This window comes from Gilliamella sp. LMG 34361, from assembly GCF_984569075.1.
This window is the reverse complement of record NZ_OZ474903.1, coordinates 2,668,933-2,684,864: the sequence shown is the minus strand read 5'-3', so window position 1 is coordinate 2,684,864 and position 15,932 is coordinate 2,668,933. Positions and strand designations below refer to the sequence as shown.

General features: G+C 33.3%; 13 protein-coding genes. 8 read left to right on the top strand and 5 right to left on the bottom strand.

Annotation, left to right across the window (positions count from 1 at the left end):
• Position 1: 1 nt before the first annotated feature.
• Positions 2–436, top strand: coding sequence for a tail fiber assembly protein (locus tag AC5LXI_RS12560; RefSeq protein WP_493442645.1), 435 nt, complete (start codon positions 2–4; stop codon positions 434–436).
• On the opposite strand, the gene AC5LXI_RS12555 is transcribed toward AC5LXI_RS12560, so the two are convergent.
• The 3 genes from AC5LXI_RS12555 to AC5LXI_RS12545 all read right to left on the bottom strand — a co-directional run bounded on the left by AC5LXI_RS12555 (position 433) and on the right by AC5LXI_RS12545 (position 2,097).
• Positions 433–834, bottom strand: coding sequence for a tail fiber assembly protein (locus tag AC5LXI_RS12555; RefSeq protein ID WP_493442644.1), 402 nt, complete (start codon positions 832–834; stop codon positions 433–435). The genes AC5LXI_RS12560 and AC5LXI_RS12555 overlap by 4 nt on opposite strands.
• 5 nt (positions 835–839) lie before the next feature.
• Positions 840–1,058, bottom strand: coding sequence for a hypothetical protein (locus AC5LXI_RS12550; RefSeq protein WP_493442643.1), 219 nt, complete (start codon positions 1,056–1,058; stop codon positions 840–842).
• Between the two features lie 145 nt (positions 1,059–1,203).
• Positions 1,204–2,097 carry a tyrosine-type recombinase/integrase gene (locus AC5LXI_RS12545; RefSeq protein WP_493442642.1) on the bottom strand — a complete coding sequence of 298 codons (894 nt, stop codon included), beginning with the start codon at positions 2,095–2,097 and terminating at the stop codon, positions 1,204–1,206.
• Between the two features lie 523 nt (positions 2,098–2,620).
• On the opposite strand from AC5LXI_RS12545, the gene AC5LXI_RS12540 reads away from it, so the two are divergent.
• From AC5LXI_RS12540 to AC5LXI_RS12510, 7 genes are all read left to right on the top strand, one after another.
• Positions 2,621–5,446, top strand: coding sequence for a type VI secretion system Vgr family protein (locus AC5LXI_RS12540; protein WP_493442641.1), 2,826 nt, complete (start codon positions 2,621–2,623; stop codon positions 5,444–5,446).
• Positions 5,447–5,449: 3 nt separating this feature from the next.
• Positions 5,450–6,412 carry a hypothetical protein gene (locus tag AC5LXI_RS12535; RefSeq protein WP_493442640.1) on the top strand — a complete coding sequence of 321 codons (963 nt, stop codon included), beginning with the start codon at positions 5,450–5,452 and terminating at the stop codon, positions 6,410–6,412.
• Positions 6,399–9,803, top strand: coding sequence for a T6SS effector BTH_I2691 family protein (locus AC5LXI_RS12530; protein ID WP_493442639.1), 3,405 nt, complete (start codon positions 6,399–6,401; stop codon positions 9,801–9,803). Before AC5LXI_RS12535 ends, AC5LXI_RS12530 begins: the two co-directional genes overlap by 14 nt.
• 116 nt (positions 9,804–9,919) lie before the next feature.
• Positions 9,920–10,831 carry a putative type VI secretion system effector gene (locus AC5LXI_RS12525; RefSeq protein WP_493442638.1) on the top strand — a complete coding sequence of 304 codons (912 nt, stop codon included), beginning with the start codon at positions 9,920–9,922 and terminating at the stop codon, positions 10,829–10,831.
• A gap of 253 nt (positions 10,832–11,084) precedes the next feature.
• Positions 11,085–11,999, top strand: coding sequence for a putative type VI secretion system effector (locus AC5LXI_RS12520; RefSeq protein WP_493442637.1), 915 nt, complete (start codon positions 11,085–11,087; stop codon positions 11,997–11,999).
• Positions 12,000–12,252: 253 nt separating this feature from the next.
• Complete coding sequence (locus tag AC5LXI_RS12515) at positions 12,253–13,164, top strand: putative type VI secretion system effector (RefSeq protein ID WP_493442636.1); 912 nt, start codon at positions 12,253–12,255, stop codon at positions 13,162–13,164.
• Positions 13,165–13,417: 253 nt separating this feature from the next.
• Positions 13,418–14,329 carry a putative type VI secretion system effector gene (locus AC5LXI_RS12510; protein ID WP_493442635.1) on the top strand — a complete coding sequence of 304 codons (912 nt, stop codon included), beginning with the start codon at positions 13,418–13,420 and terminating at the stop codon, positions 14,327–14,329.
• A gap of 653 nt (positions 14,330–14,982) precedes the next feature.
• Here the strand turns inward: AC5LXI_RS12510 and tssE are convergent.
• Together tssE and tssJ are read right to left on the bottom strand one after the other, a co-directional pair.
• Positions 14,983–15,411 (bottom strand): type VI secretion system baseplate subunit TssE, encoded by a 429-nt coding sequence (tssE, locus tag AC5LXI_RS12505; protein ID WP_493442634.1) that lies wholly within the window; start codon positions 15,409–15,411, stop codon positions 14,983–14,985.
• A complete protein-coding gene (gene tssJ, locus AC5LXI_RS12500; protein ID WP_493442633.1) occupies positions 15,408–15,926 on the bottom strand; it encodes a type VI secretion system lipoprotein TssJ in 519 nt (172 codons plus the stop codon). The genes tssE and tssJ overlap by 4 nt, the downstream gene beginning before the upstream one ends.
• Between the last annotated feature and the right edge of the window lie 6 nt (positions 15,927–15,932).

Genomic DNA, 15,932 nt, shown 5'->3' with positions numbered 1-15,932 from the left:
AATGAAACATTTTTTTAATTATAAAACGCAGTCATTTTATATCGATGAAATTAACAATGAAATATCAGCGGATTCTATCGAAATATCAGAACAGCAACATAATGAGCTATATAGTGCTATAAATAAAGGATGTGTAATTTTTAGTGATTTATCATATTCAGAACCTAAACCGTCAGAATTTCATGAATGGAAAATCGATGATTGGGTGTTGAATGAACAATATAAAAAGGAATATGAAATACAACAAAAAAAAGCATTGCACGATTCATTATTAAATGTTGCAAATGCAGAAATTGATATATTGAATAGATCAGTTCGTCTACGTCGAGCGACTGACGCAGACAAAAAAAGATTAGAGTTATTAGAAAATTACTCAATTGATTTATATGAACTCGATTTAAGTAACCCCGATGTTGTTATTCCTGAAAAGCCCTAAAGGGCTTTTTTAGGTAGTTCAGGAAATGTTAAGTCAGGATCAGACAAATTGGCTTGGGATACATTGATTGTAAATAGTTCAAGTTGTTCAAGTAGAAGTTTGTCTGCATCCTCCGCACGATTATATTTTATGGCTCGCTCTAAAATAATTATTTGTTCATTGGCAATATTTATCAATTGTTGTTGCAGTGATTCATTTTGTAATATTATTTCATCGTTAGTAAAAACGCGTTCAATAGCAACAGGGCGCCTATTTATATCAGATTTAATTACAAATCCCTTCGACTGTTTTTCTAACAATTCAGCATGATCTTTATTGGATATCTCGACTGAGTTTGTTGGAACGTCATTAATATTTGAATCATAAAAGCAGTTATTCTTTGGATTATAATAGATCATGTTATTTATCTCCCGATTGCAATTATTTGAAGTAGGGAATCAACATAAATATCGCCAACTTTGCCCCAAATTTTGACCGTTGAAAGTGTATCCGGTAATGCTGTAACAGTATGACAACCTTCAGCGCCGTCATTTGCTATCGCAAAATAGAAATTATTTGAAAATGAGATAGGTAATGTTGCTACTGTTCCATTTCCATTTCTTGAATCACAACCGTAATACATTGCCGTAAAATATTGAATAATAAGTCCGTCTGCCCGTCTTAAAACAACAGTATTGCCATTTATATGATATGTATAATCATTTAATGTAGTTAACTCTGACTCGTTATATTTCGGCCGTTTTTTAAACGTTGTTTGATCACCTACCTCATAAGTAGGTGGATTTACCCACCTTCAATTTTTTATATTCTCTACCCCGATTATCATTATATTTATCAGTCATTTGTTGAGATTTATGACCGAGCAAGGTCATTGTATCTATGTTTTGCTCCCGATACAGACGCTCGGCCAGTGATCTAATTTCATGAAACGTGGTAGGTGTACCAGTCCAATAACTTCTTTTGAACGTCCTATCACGTAATTGCGCAAATTGTTTGGTTATACTTTCTAATTTAATCGGTTTATTATTAATAGTAAGTAAATAATCTTCTTTTGAGGAATCGATAATATCCCGTAATGACATGCCAATTTTTTTGCACGCTAATTTAACTGGTAATGCTATTTTTGCGCCAGTTTTGTATTGGTCAATTAATAAGTGGTTTCGTTTTACATTTGATTTTTTCATCACTGCTATATCAGAACGGCGTTGACCCGTTACTAATGCTAGCATCATTGCTTTATGCATAACCTTGTTACCTGTTTTTTCTGCCTCGTTTAATATTTTTTTAAACTCATTTAAGGTCATACGCGATCGTTTCACCACAACTTTTGGGCATTTAATTGGATCGACAGGATTTTTATCATTCCAACCTTGGGCGTAGGCTTCCCTAAACACATCCGTTAAAAGATGATATATATTTTTACCAGAAGGGGTCTTGTCTTGATCTGTATAGATTTTAATAATTTTAGTTATATTGGCAGGTGTTATTTCCTTTATTAATTTGTTGCCAATTTCTCGACGAATAACTTTAATAAGATAAGCCTTTATTTCTCTAGTTTTAGGTTTTAATTCTCGTTCAGCTAAGATTTTTACATATTCGTCTAACCATTTATTAACAGTTTTTGATTTGTATGATTGGAATAATTTAGATAAGAAAAACATAATATACCGCTTAAAAATTAGATATTTTGCACTAAAATAGAGAAAATCTGTTATTAATTTCTTATGCGTAATGTTCTATCGTCTTATTAAAAACCATAGAATCAGCAATTTCATCCATATAATGTTAGAACACATAGTTATGCTTGTTGCGACTGTTGATTATGTAGCATTCTACTATCCCTAAAATATTCAATAAGAAATCTAAAAAAGTAAAATTTTGTTAATCCTTGCTTGAACATGTTTAGGTAACAAGTTTTTAATACTATTTTATTTATTAACAGTATCACCGAGTTATCTATTTAATTGAAATTTAAAGAAATGTAAAGCATATTGCAAAATACGCACAACAGTGTATTTTATATTCATATTTAGATTATTTTTTTAATGTAAATTCATTAAATCGTTTTACTTATAACAATAAATCCTTAGTGAAGAATTACACTAAATAATTATTAATAATCTTAAAATAGTTCAATAAAACACAATTGTATTTGCTATATGCATAAAATATATTGAGGATAACATGGATAAAGGATTAACCAATTTGATCAGTCAGTTGGGCAATGATTTAAGTCGTGGTCTAAAGCATGGTTTAGTTAATGGAGCAGGTCACAATCGTTATACGTTAAATATTGATGGTTTAGTGGCTGAGGTTTCAGTCTTGCAGGTTGAGGGGAATGAGCAACTTAACCAGCCTTGGCATTATACCATTACCTTCACTTGCTCGAATAAACATCTATCTGTTGCGTCATTTCTTAATCAAAATGCCCATTTAATTTTTAACCCGGCTATTCCCAACAATTTAAGTGGTATTGCTAATAAAGGACTTAAGGCACTTAACTCTCTCTCCTCTCTCTCCTCCGTTAATCCTTTAGATGCACTAAAACCGCCTGAGTCATTAAAGCAGCTAGATAAATTTCTACCGTCCAATCCACTTGATTCAATTAACTCTTTAACCCAATTCAATCCTCTCGATTCACTTAATTCTTTAACCCAACTCAACCCGCTCAATTTATTAAACTCACTCTTCTCTCAAGGTGGCTCACGCACGCTGTATGGTGTGATAACCCAGTTCAGTCAATTATCAGTCAGTAAAGATGAGGCGCGTTATCAAGTTGTTTTGTCCTCGCGATTGGCCAAACTGGCATTAAGTCATAACTGTGCCATTTTTCAAAATCAAAGCGTTATTAGTGTGGTTGAAGAGGTGTTGCGTGGTCATGGTTATACCGGGATTGATTATCGCTTAGCGCTTAAAGAGCAATATCCGGAGCGAGAGTTTATCACCCAGTGGCAGGAGAGTGACCTTGAGTTTATTCAAAGGCTGCTTGCTGATGTGGGGGTCTATTTTCGCTTTGAAGCGCATGGTGAACACCATTGTGATGTGATGGTTATCAGTGATTATGAACAAGGCTATCAGCAGGTGGCGGATATTGTCTGCAAACAACCGAGTGGCACACTGGATAACGGCGTTGAAAGTGTCTGGGATATGTCATTACACAGCCAAATGGTGGAAACTTCGGTAAAAGTGCAGGAGTATAACTACCGGGATGCGCAGGCGAATTTACTCGGTGAAGTCAACAGCCAACCGAAAGATAACACCACTTATGGCACCGATTATCGTTATGATGAACACTATAAAGGGTTAAATAGCAATGGTAACAGCAATAATAGCATTAATAGTACCCCTCTAAATAATGATGACGATGATGAAAACAGTGACAATATCGATACCGACGACAGTCAAGACAGTAACGACAATAATAACGATAATAGTCGTTCTATTAGCACTAGTTTTGTTAGTGCAAGTAATACGGATAGTATAGGTAGTATTCTAGGTAGTATAGGTAATATAGGTAAAGCGAGTAAGAGCGTTGAAAGTGGTGAATGGTATGCCCGTATTCGTCATGAGCGAGCAATAAGCCGTCAAATTCTTATCCGGGGTAAGAGTAACCAAGCCAATTTAGCGCCGGGACAACATATTCGCATCAAAGGCAGTACCATTGCCGGAATAGATGAAGGGATAATGATATTGACGGTACAAGGTCAGGGAAACCGCAGTGATGCATATGAACTGAGTTTTACCGCCATACCTTACCAGCCATCAAAATCTTACCGCCCGGAGCCAATTCCTTTCCCGACCATTGATGGCACCTTACCGGCACGGGTGACCAGTCCGGATAATGACACGTATGGTTATATTGATACTCAAGGGCGCTATCGGGTTAAATTTAACTTTGACTTAAAAGAGTGGCGAAACGGTAAAGAGAGCTTATGGTTAAGGTTAGCTAAACCGTATGCCGGTAGTACTTATGGTTTTCACTTTCCATTGATTGACGGCACAGAAGTTGCAGTTGCCTTTACTAATGGTAATCCTGACAGACCTTATATCGCGCATGCGATGCATGACAGCACTCACCCTGACCATGTGACCACCATAAACAAACATCGTAATGTGATTCGCACACCGGCGAATAATAAGTTACGGATGGATGATAAGCGCGGACAAGAGCACATCAAGTTAGCGACCGAATATGGTAAATCTCAGCTTAATATCGGGCATTTAGTTGACCAAAACAAAATCCGACGTGGCGAAGGGTTTGAGCTGCGCACTGATGAATGGGGGGCAATTGCTGCCAATAGAGGCTTATACCTAACCAGTCAGACTGCGCCTAAGGCACGAGGCAAACAGCTTGATATGCAAGCAGCCATTGCTCAGCTTGAAAATGCGCTATCGATTGCCAAAGCCTTACAAAATGCCGCCACCGAATCTGAAGCCCATGGTGCGGATACCGACAGTCAAGAGCAACTTAAAGCGACATTAACCCAGTTATCCCAAAGTGGCATTATAGCTTATGCACAAGAGGGGATAGCTTTAACCAGTCCGGAAAACATCCAACTGTCAACCTCGAACAGTGTATCGGTAACCAGTGAAAACCAAACTGACATTAATGCATTAAAAAATATCACCATCTCGTCAGGTGAATCCATCGGTCTATTTGCTCATCAATCAGGAATGAAAATCTTTGCCAATCAGGGTGATATTGAGGTGCAGGCACAAAATGCCGACTTGAATATGGCTGCCAAGCAAGATATTCAAATAGACAGTGTTGATGGAGAAATGACAATTACCGCCAGTGAAAAAATCACATTAATCTGCGGTGGCTCATATATCAAAATCAGCAGTTCAGGGATTGAGCTAGGCACGGCTGATAATGTTTATATCAAAAGTAATGCATTACAAAAAATGGGACCGGTAAGTCAAAAAATGAATCCTAAATTACCTACTGGTTGTGAAATATCTATTCAAGAAGCAAGTAATTTACAAAAAGGTAACGTTACACTGGGATAAATAATGAATAGTAATAATCAAGTAATACCAAGAGATAACTCTGAAAGAATAAAGGAAATTTTTCAGAAGATTATAGATTTATCATCACAAACGGATGGATATTTTTATCTTATTTATCAATCTAATAATAAAAAAACAAACTTTGAGGATAAAATCGCAAAAAAAGAGTTAGTACTATTTCAATATGTAAGTTACAACATTAAGCCTACACCTGGATTAATTAAACTTAATTTAGCTAAAGAAAAAGATCGAATTATATTACAACAAAGCATTGAGCAATTTTATTTGGAGGTAACTCCTCAAAATACGTTATTTGCAAAACCTCGCTCTGTATATGGTTGGATTTTTTCACCATTGAATATTGAAATGTTAGCCAAAAATATGGGTTGTGTGGCTATTCAACAGAATAATGAAAGCATTGAACTGTTACGTTATTACGATCCGGCAGTACTACCTGTGTTATTGAATATTTTATCTGATGAGCAAATAAACATGTTAGTTAAATTCATCTATTTTTGGTTGTATATAAATAGTGATAGACAATTAGTTATCGAAAAAAATACTAGACATATGAGCCGACATACAAATTTTAATTGTATTATTAGCCAACAGCAGTGGAGACAAATTGGTTGGATTGAAAGTCGTAATCAAACACTTGCTCGTTACCATTTTTTTCATCCTCACTATACGATATCCGAAAATCAAGCAGATGCAATTATAATGAAAGCTTTTGAAAATGCTGAAAGAAGAGGATATAAAAATAAAAATGACCTATCAGAATACGCTTATTACAGTTTAACTATCCATCCTGAATTTATCGACCATGATGTTATTTCACAAGTTATTAAACAAAATGATAATTGCCCATTGATTGCTCAACTAAAAAATATTACCTCGTCACAATGGAATAAAATCAAAGATGATTTAAATATGAACAAAACAGGAGGAAAAAATGAGTTTATGTGAAAAATGTCGTTCTTGTGGATTACCAATCTATCCTGTTCGTTATGCTGTATCTCCAGCACAAATGGTTGCTGATTTACCCAAATGGGCAGAAAAAAAAGAACTTTTATCCTTAAATAAAGATAGTAAATATGTACTAAGAACGACTAGAAAAGGTTATCTTTATCTTTTTTGTCAATATGAAGATAATGCAATAGATTTAGACGTTTCGGTATATAAAGTAGATGAAAATGGTGGATTTTGGCAGATAGATATTAGCAAAGAATTAGATTTATTACGATTTGGTGATGATATAAAAAATGCAAATAATGAGCAACAGACCATCCCATTAGGTGATATTGAAACAAGTTGCAGCAATAGTGCACATGAATCAAGTAATATTGCATTTATAGTTCTGACCAAACCCGATAAATGCGATAAAGCATGGTTAGCTTATAGTGAACATAAATGGAGTCTAGATACTTTAAGGAAATATCTTAATGAAGAAGATAAACGTGATATTCGTATGCAGGTTATAAGACCAAAAGAGTGGATACAAAAACAAGAAAGCGCAAATGGTATCACCCCCGTAACTAAAGATGCGATAGCCAGTACAATAGAAAGTCAATATAGTGATTATTTATTACAACCGAATGATGTATCTAACCTATTTTATGGTAAAAATCCTGAAACATTTCCTTATTTATATAATTATCGGGATAATAATTCACCAATTTCAACAAGTGAAATTACTGAAATCTCTGAGCATAAAGTATTCAATTATGATAAATCTTTATTTGAAAGAAGAACAACTTTAACCCCTTGGCTTAATTTATCATACTATTCTAAAGAATCCTCTCAGTTAACAGAAGGTTACTCAGCTTTTATATATCGTAAGATCCAATCAAAACAACGTAATAATACAAAAGCTCCGGCTATGATGGTAGCTTTGATGGATAGTATAGGAATTGTAGCTGAATTAAGTAATTGGGGAAATAGCGCACTTGCAGCATTTAAAAAAGTGATAACAGAAAGACAATGGGAAAACTCCACATGCAGTAGTATTGAATTTTTTGAACAATTTGTTAAAAATGATGATTCAATCAAGAACCAGCAAAATTTTAAAAAACATATTCACCAACAAAATAAAGAATATCTTTCAGATGTCGAATATTATAGAAAGCCAATAGATCCTCCAAGCGCCTCTGGTCTACCGTCTTCTACAAGAAGAATACCAGGATGGTCTACAGCAGAGAAAGCAAAAGGCGAAAGAGTAATTAAAATTGTCAATCAGGCAAAAAATTTTACTGCATATGATCCAAATTTTTCTTATCACAACCCCTATACATCTGATTCAGATATTCATTTGAATTCATGTAAATGGAATGCCAAAGAATTGGTAAATTTCACGGAGCAAAATTACTTATTAAAAGAGTTAGGCGAGGATAAGTATGCAAGTATTCTTGAAGATATATTTGCATTAAATGATAGATCACATAGAAGCGAAATTGAAAAATTAAAGAATCAATGTATCTTAATTCGAAATGAGCTTGAAGTAAAAGCTAAAGATTATGAAGTAAATTGGCATAAACAAAACGGAACTGAAGCATCGGCTGAAAAGCGCTGGCGTAAGTATAAAAATAGGTTATTACACAATGAATTGCGCTCCTTTGCTTATGATAATTACAGAAAAAAATATAATCAATTTTTACAAGAAAGTGGCAGTTATGTTGAAAGACTAATTGAAGATTTAATTAAGTGGATTGATTGCTTCAAACAAAAGGAAAAACACCCGCTATCATTGGCTGCCGATGATTTTGCACAAGACAGTGATGATTATCTTGCATTTGCAAACGATATTTTAATGACGTTAGGAACGCATGTTGATAATGATAGAGTTGTTAAACTATTTACACAATTCATTACTGATCAAACCTTAGATGCACATAATATAGTCTGGTCAGCAGTATTTGCCAAACGAAAATTAACTAAAGAGCAGCAACAAAAATACATCAATCTTATGCATGGTTTAGATAAAACAACACCAATGCAACGAGAAGATTATGAGCAATTATTAGATAAATTGTCAACAGTTTTAAGCTTTTCTGAAGAAGCTGAAGAATCTGAAGAATCGAAAATATTTGAAGCTTGGGTAGATACTCTGATTAACTTCGATTTTAGCATTTTAGACAAAGAAGAAACATCAAATTCACTTGAATTAGGCAAAAGATTTGCAACTATATTCGATAGTCAACGTAATTTTTTAGTAAATGGCAATTCAACCGATGCCCAAATTACGGCTATGTATATACAACCTATTAAAGCAAATATACTTGCTACATCTGTGGTTTTTCTAAAATATCTGCAAGTCCAAGGCGGTAAAATTTCGTCTGCTTTTGCTGAAGCTTTTTTTATTGCTACTAATCCATCTCCTCAGTTATCTAAATCGGCTTTACGAAGGAAAATGCAAGCTTATTATAATTGGTCAAATCGCCTTAAAAGAACAGTAGCTAATAATTTTAATACAGCAGGCACAAAGTTGAGTATTGTTTACCAAAACATCAATCAAAAAATGAACGGTATATTAAGTACCACAACCGCAGGCAAGGGCTTAATTGGTTTTATGGCGTTTTATCAACTAAAAACTTTATATGAAATAATTTCAGATGATCGTTATAAAACCGAAGCACAACAGTTTGAAGCGAATTATAAACTCATAATGGCGGCAACAGGGATAATCTCGTTAAGTTTTAAATTTGCTATTGTTCATGGTCAAAATAATCAGCTAAATGAAAAAATACTTAATAAGTTTAATTTTTTTGGTAACATTTTTGGCTTTATCTCAGGTGTCACCCAAATTGCGATAAGTTGGAATGAGGATACATCAAATAAAACAAAAGAAGAAAAAGCCTTTTATTGGATGGGATTTATTACAGCTATTGTTAGTACCGTTGATATATTCTTGCAATTAGGAAAGAGAAGTTTACTGCAAATTACGGATACCTGTCTTAAATTAATAACTACAGCTCTTGTTAAAAAATTTATTTTAACAAGAATAATATGGGCTGTTGGTAAAAGTGTAATGCTATTATTTATATTCGCACTAAATCCATGGATAAGTTTAGGGCTATTTATCTGCCAAGCGATATATGAATTGAATAAACCTGATGATATAGAAGAGTGGTTAGAGTGTTGCCGTTTTGGCAGATTTCAAAGTTATCCACATTACAATGAATCTTCTCGCTTTAAATCTCAGCAACAAGAAGTCGAAGCATTTAAAGCGATTTTAATGAAATACGAAAAAGAGTGGGAAAAAGCTCAACAAGAGCGAGAACAAATTGAGATGCAAAAAAATCAACCAGTAATTATGCCTGGTGATTGGCAAAACATTTTAACTTATCCTGTTGTTCCTTAAGAGAAGAGCGACAACAAAGAGAGATTGAAAAAAATAGACCAGTATACACTTCTGGCGAATGGCAAATCTTTTTCAATCATATTTTTGATTTAATCAAATTAGATAAGAGGCCAATTATGCCCTACGCAAAATATGATGGAACCGATATTCTTTATAAGAATAAAGAAGAGTTATTAAAAAAAACGGGGGTCAGTATTACTGATCCCATCTTACCGCCTAAAAATTTAGTAAAAATAACGGGTACACTTACAGAGTTTAAAGGAATATTCTGTTATGCGCCGGTGGGTGATGATGCTTTTATGAGCAAAGAAGAGAGGAAAAAACGGAGTGCTAAAATACGAAGTAGAGCGGCGCTTGCAACATTAACTGGGAATAATAGTGCTGGTTTAGCGGCATTAGGGCATGATGATAGTATACATGTAAGTAATTATTTTCCAGCACAATATTTTACAGCTAAACTAAATAACACAATTAAGTTAAAAGGTTGGTTGGGTTATTTTAAATTTAATGACGGTGATTTGGTTGAAGTTGTAGCCGAAAAGCATACTGATCACTATGAAGTGTATGCCATGCTTAAACCAAGTGAGCAAATTATTTCGCTTATCCCCCCTTGTTTTGCTGGACGTAAACACGCTTTAAAAAGCTATCATATCCCATTCTTGTTAATTTATTTATTATTTGTAGCAGGTTTAGTGTATTTATCAAGTGATTTTACGTTGGATAATCTAATTCCAGCTTATATTGGATTTGGTGTACTTTATATACCAACAATTTTAATTTTATATAAAAAAGAGATAAATACCAATATTAAATTGGCAGAACGAATTTTTTCCGTATTGGGTTGGCAAAATGTTACTAATATTGATTTAATTGATATAAGTAAAAAGCAGGTGCGGAAATTAATCGCCCAAGGTAAATATTCATTAGAATGGAATGATAATGTTGATCGTTTTATAAGACCTTATAAAGGAGGAGATGGCTTTTGTTTTTTTTATTATGATCCAGAAATGTTTTGTAAAAAAAAATAATCCAAATTTATTAGCTAAACCAGATTATATTACGGTAATTGATACCGAAATGGATAATAATCTTGAAGATAAACACAAAGGGTAACTGTCTATTTTCCGTGCAAAATGACATTTTCGAGAGCCGATTAGAGTGGTGCGTTCTCGATGAAAAAACCAGAAAATACGTTGATTATGGTAACTGATCTTAAATGAATACCGATTATTGAATGCGAAAGCAAAAAAACTGTAATAATAAAAATTAAAAAGGCCAATTATGCCCTACGCAAAATATGATGGAACCGATATTATTTACAAAGATAAAGAAGAGTTATTAAAAAAAACAGGGGTGAGTATTACTGATCCCATTTTACCCCCTAAAAATTTAGTGAAAATAACTGGTACACTTACAGAGTTTAAAGGAATATTCTGTTCTGCACCTGTGGCTGATGATGCTTATTTGAGTAAAGAAGAGAGGAAAAAACTGAATGCTAAAATACGAAGTAGAGCGGCGCTTGCAACATTAACTGGGAATAATAGTGCTGGTTTAGCGGCATTAGGGCATAAGGATGATAATATACATATAAGTAATTATTTTGAAGCACAATATTTTACAGCTAAACTAAATAACATAATTAAGTTAAAAGGTTGGCTGGGTTATTTAAAATTTAATGAAGGTGATTTGGTTGAGGTTGTAGCCGAAAAGCATACTGACCATTATGAAGTGTATGCTATGCTTAAACCAAGTGAGCAAATTATTTCGCTTATTCCCCCTTGTTTTGCTGGACGTAAACACGCTTTAAAACGTTATCATATCCCAGTAATTTTATTTTATTTATTGTTTACAGCAGGTTTAGTCTATCTATCAAGTGATTTTACTTTGGATAATCTAATTCCAGCTTATATTGGAATTGGTGCACTTTATATACCAACAATTTTAATTTTATATTATAAAATGATAAATACCCATGTTAAATTGGCAGAACGAATTTTTTCCGTATTGGGTTGGCAAAATGTTGCTAATATTGATTTAGTTGATATAAGTAAAAAGCAGGTGCGGAAATTAATTGCCCAAGGTAAATATTCATTAGAATGGAATGATAATGTTGATCGTTTTATAAGACCTTATAAAGGAGGAGATGGCTTTGGATTTTTTTATTATGATCCAGAAATGTTTTGTAAAAAAAAATAATCGGAATTTATTAGCTAAACCAGATTATATTACGGTAATTGATACCGAAATGGATAATAATCTTGAAGATAAACACAAAGGGTAACTATCTATTTTCCGTGCAAAATGACATTTTCGAGAGCCGATTAGAGAGGTGGGTTCTCGATGAAAAAACCAGAAAATACGTTGATTATGGTAACTGATCTTAAATGAATACCGATTATCGAATGCGAAAGAAAAAAAACAGTAATAATAAAAATTAAAAAGGCCAATTATGCCCTACGCAAAATATGATGGAACCGATATTCTTTATAATAATAAAGAAGAGTTATTAAAGAAAACGGGGGTCAGTATTACTGATCCCATTTTACCGCCTAAAAATTTAGTAAAAATAACGGGTACACTTACAGAGTTTAAAGGAATATTCTGTTATGCACCGGTGGGTGATGATGCTTATATGAGCAAAGAAGAGAGGAAAAAACGGAGTGCTAAAATACGAAGTGGAGCGGCGCTTGCAACATTAACTGGGAATAATATTGCTGGTTTAGCGGCCTTAGGGCATGATGATAGTATACATGTAAGTAATTATTTTCCAGCACAATATTTTACAGCTAAACTAAATAATACAATTAAGTTAAAAGGTTGGCTGGGTTATTTTAAATTTAATGACGGTGATTTGGTTGAAGTTGTGGCCGAAAAGCATACTGATCACTATGAAGTGTATGCTATGCTTAAACCGAGTGAGCAAATTATTTCGCTTATCCCCCCTTGTTTTGCTGGACGTAAACACGCTTTAAAACGCTATCATATCCCAATATTGTTAATTTATTTATTATTTGTAGCAGGTTTAGTCTATCTATTTAGTGATTTTACTTTGGATAATCTAATTCCAGCTTATGCTGGAAGTGGTGTACTCGTTATACCAACGATTTTAATTTTATATTATAAAATGATAACAACCAATATTAAATTGGCAGAACGAATTTTTTCCGTATTGGGTTGGCAAGATGTTGCTAATATTGATTTAATTGATATAAGTAAAAAGCAGGTGCGGAAATTAATTGCACAAGGTAAATATTCATTAGAATGGAATGATAATGTTGATCGTTTTATAAGACCTTATAAAGGAGGAGATGGCTTTTGTTTTTTTTATTATGATCCAGAAATGTTTTGTAAAAAAAAATAATCGGAATTTATTAGCTAAACCAGATTATATTACGGTAATTGATACCGAAATGGATAATAATCTTGAAGATAAACACAAAGGGTAACTGTCTATTTTCCGTGCAAAATGACATTTTCGAGAGCCGATTAGAGCGGTGGGTTCGCGATGAAAAAACCAGAAAATACGTTGATTATGGTAACTGATCTTAAATGAATACCTATTATTGAATGCGAAAGCAAAAAAACTGTAATAATAAAAATTAAAAAGGCCTATTATGCCCTACGCAAAATATGATGGAACCGATATTCTTTATAATAATAAAGAAGAGTTATTAAAAAAAACAGGGGTGAGTATTACTGATCCCATCTTACCGCCTAAAAATTTAGTAAAAATAACGGGTACACTTACAGAGTTTAAAGGAATATTCTGTTATGCGCCGGTGGGTGATGATGCTTATATGAGCAAAGAAGAGAGGAAAAAACTGAATGCTAAAATACGAAGTAGAGCGGCGCTTGCAACATTAACTGGGAATAATAGTGCTGGTTTAGCGGCATTAGGGCATGATGATAGTATACATGTAAGTAATTATTTTCCAGCACAATATTTTACAGCTAAACTAAATAATACAATTAAGTTAAAAGGTTGGCTAGGTTATTTAAAATTTAATGACGGTGATTTGGTTGAAGTTGTAGCCGAAAAGCATACTGACCATTATGAAGTGTATGCTATGCTTAAACCAAGTGAGCAAATTATTTCGCTTATTCCCCATTGTTTTGCTGGACGTAAACACGCTTTAAAACGTTATCATATCCCAGTAATTTTATTTTATTTATTGTTTACAGCAGGTTTAGTCTATCTATCAAGTGATTTTACTTTGGATAATCTAATTCCAGCTTATATTGGAATTGGTGCACTTTATATACCAACAATTTTAATTTTAAATCATAAAATGATAAATACGCATGTTAAATTGGCAGAACGAATTTTTTCCGTATTGGGTTGGCAAAATGTTACTAATATTGATTTAATTGATATAAGTAAAAAGCAGGTGCGGAAATTAATTGCCCAAGGTAAATATTCATTAGAATGGAATGATAATGTTGATCGTTTTATAAGACCTTATAAAGGAGGGGATGGCTGGAGTTTTTTTTATTATGATCCAGAAATGTTTTGTAAAAAAAAATAATCGGAATTTATTAGCTAAACCAGATTATATTACGGTAATTGATACCGAAATGGATAATAATCTTGAAGATAAACGCCAAGAGTAACTATTTTTAAAAAATTATCCGCAAGAGTAATATATTGATACTCATTTAGTGTTTTGGGGTAAAGGCAGTTTTAATAGTTTGCCTTTACTTGGGCAACTGACCTTAGGCAACACGGTAACGCTATACTTTTTGGGATATATTCTAACGGCATGATAAATCATCAATTAAGGAAAATATCCAATAAATATCCCATGATTAGTACCCAAACCAAGTAGAAAATTATACTATTTGTTTCATTGTTCTATATAACTGTTTTTATAAGAACTACCTGGTTTAATATAATTTAGGGTTATTCCATGTTATTTTTCTCAATTTGTGAATCTGTTGGTGGTAAATTCAGCACCAATAACCAATGGATTTATAAGTCACAAAGATATCATTTTACATCATGATGAGTTCAATATCACGATAGCTTATCGTAAAACGATAATAGAGTCATACACAATGACTAATAATATCCTAGATAATGATGATGTTGATAGATTTTACTTGTTTTCATCTATATGATTATACTTAAGATGAGTTAACTTGACATTATCCTAAAAACGCATTAAAAATGTCTCTAATATTAGTTAGTATTTGTTCCTTTACGGGTATATTTTAAAAGGGCTTTGCCATCAGGCATAAAGTAAGTCCCATACTTTACTAGTCCACCTTCTTTTAAATGACAAATAAGTTCATAAGCCAATACCATGGCATCATTGTTTGTTTCTTCGATATTGATATCAATCGAGGAAATCCTTGGTTCATACGTTAATAATGTTTGTTCTATCGCTCTCATTAAAATATAAGCTGATGAAGGCAAGGCTTGGAAGATTGTTGACATATCAGGCAAACCATAGTCAGGCATATGTTTTATTGTACCAGCCCGACTATTTAAGATACGTTCAATATTATCCATAACACTAATAACAGTTTGTTCATTTTCGGCAACATCATCAATGGGGATACCTGATTCAAAATAACCATAAAGAATATCGTATAATGAAGCACTCATTTACTTTCATCCAGTAGTTTAATTGTATATTGGCTTGCGATAATCTCACGTGGTTTATTGATATGCAAATCACTACGTGTCAACACAAGTCGCCAACTATTTTCTTTCAAATTTGGGTCTTTATAAAGTGCGGCAATACCGACTACGTCAGCTTTTTTATCAAAAGGAATATCAACAGAAACTGACGTGTTTGGTTTTAAAATCAGTTCTTTACTTTCGAGTAATGATTCCTTTAGTGCATCACTATCTTGATTAACCAGATCTTCATAAAACACTGAATTAAACATATCGGCATTTTTTAATTGATAAATGCGAATGACGACTGGCGAAGAAAGGTCGTCATCATCCATATTTAATTCAGCTCTTGCAGTAATATCTAGATGTATTGTCCTAACATCCCATGAAAAAACAGAATTACTTAAGTCAACCGTGCCTTCATATGCGCTTTGTACAATTCCACATCCGGTTAACCCAATGGTTAATACACTAGCCATAAATGTATTAATTAATCTCATACTTAT

Coding starts and splice junctions, on each gene's coding strand:
- AC5LXI_RS12560 (WP_493442645.1), top strand. CDS start 2: ATGAAACATTTTTTTAATTATAAAACGCAGTCATTTTATATCGATGAA.
- AC5LXI_RS12555 (WP_493442644.1), bottom strand. CDS start 834: ATGATCTATTATAATCCAAAGAATAACTGCTTTTATGATTCAAATATT.
- AC5LXI_RS12550 (WP_493442643.1), bottom strand. CDS start 1,058: ATGTATTACGGTTGTGATTCAAGAAATGGAAATGGAACAGTAGCAACA.
- AC5LXI_RS12545 (WP_493442642.1), bottom strand. CDS start 2,097: ATGTTTTTCTTATCTAAATTATTCCAATCATACAAATCAAAAACTGTT.
- AC5LXI_RS12540 (WP_493442641.1), top strand. CDS start 2,621: ATGGATAAAGGATTAACCAATTTGATCAGTCAGTTGGGCAATGATTTA.
- AC5LXI_RS12535 (WP_493442640.1), top strand. CDS start 5,450: ATGAATAGTAATAATCAAGTAATACCAAGAGATAACTCTGAAAGAATA.
- AC5LXI_RS12530 (WP_493442639.1), top strand. CDS start 6,399: ATGAGTTTATGTGAAAAATGTCGTTCTTGTGGATTACCAATCTATCCT.
- AC5LXI_RS12525 (WP_493442638.1), top strand. CDS start 9,920: ATGCCCTACGCAAAATATGATGGAACCGATATTCTTTATAAGAATAAA.
- AC5LXI_RS12520 (WP_493442637.1), top strand. CDS start 11,085: ATGCCCTACGCAAAATATGATGGAACCGATATTATTTACAAAGATAAA.
- AC5LXI_RS12515 (WP_493442636.1), top strand. CDS start 12,253: ATGCCCTACGCAAAATATGATGGAACCGATATTCTTTATAATAATAAA.
- AC5LXI_RS12510 (WP_493442635.1), top strand. CDS start 13,418: ATGCCCTACGCAAAATATGATGGAACCGATATTCTTTATAATAATAAA.
- tssE (WP_493442634.1), bottom strand. CDS start 15,411: ATGAGTGCTTCATTATACGATATTCTTTATGGTTATTTTGAATCAGGT.
- tssJ (WP_493442633.1), bottom strand. CDS start 15,926: ATGAGATTAATTAATACATTTATGGCTAGTGTATTAACCATTGGGTTA.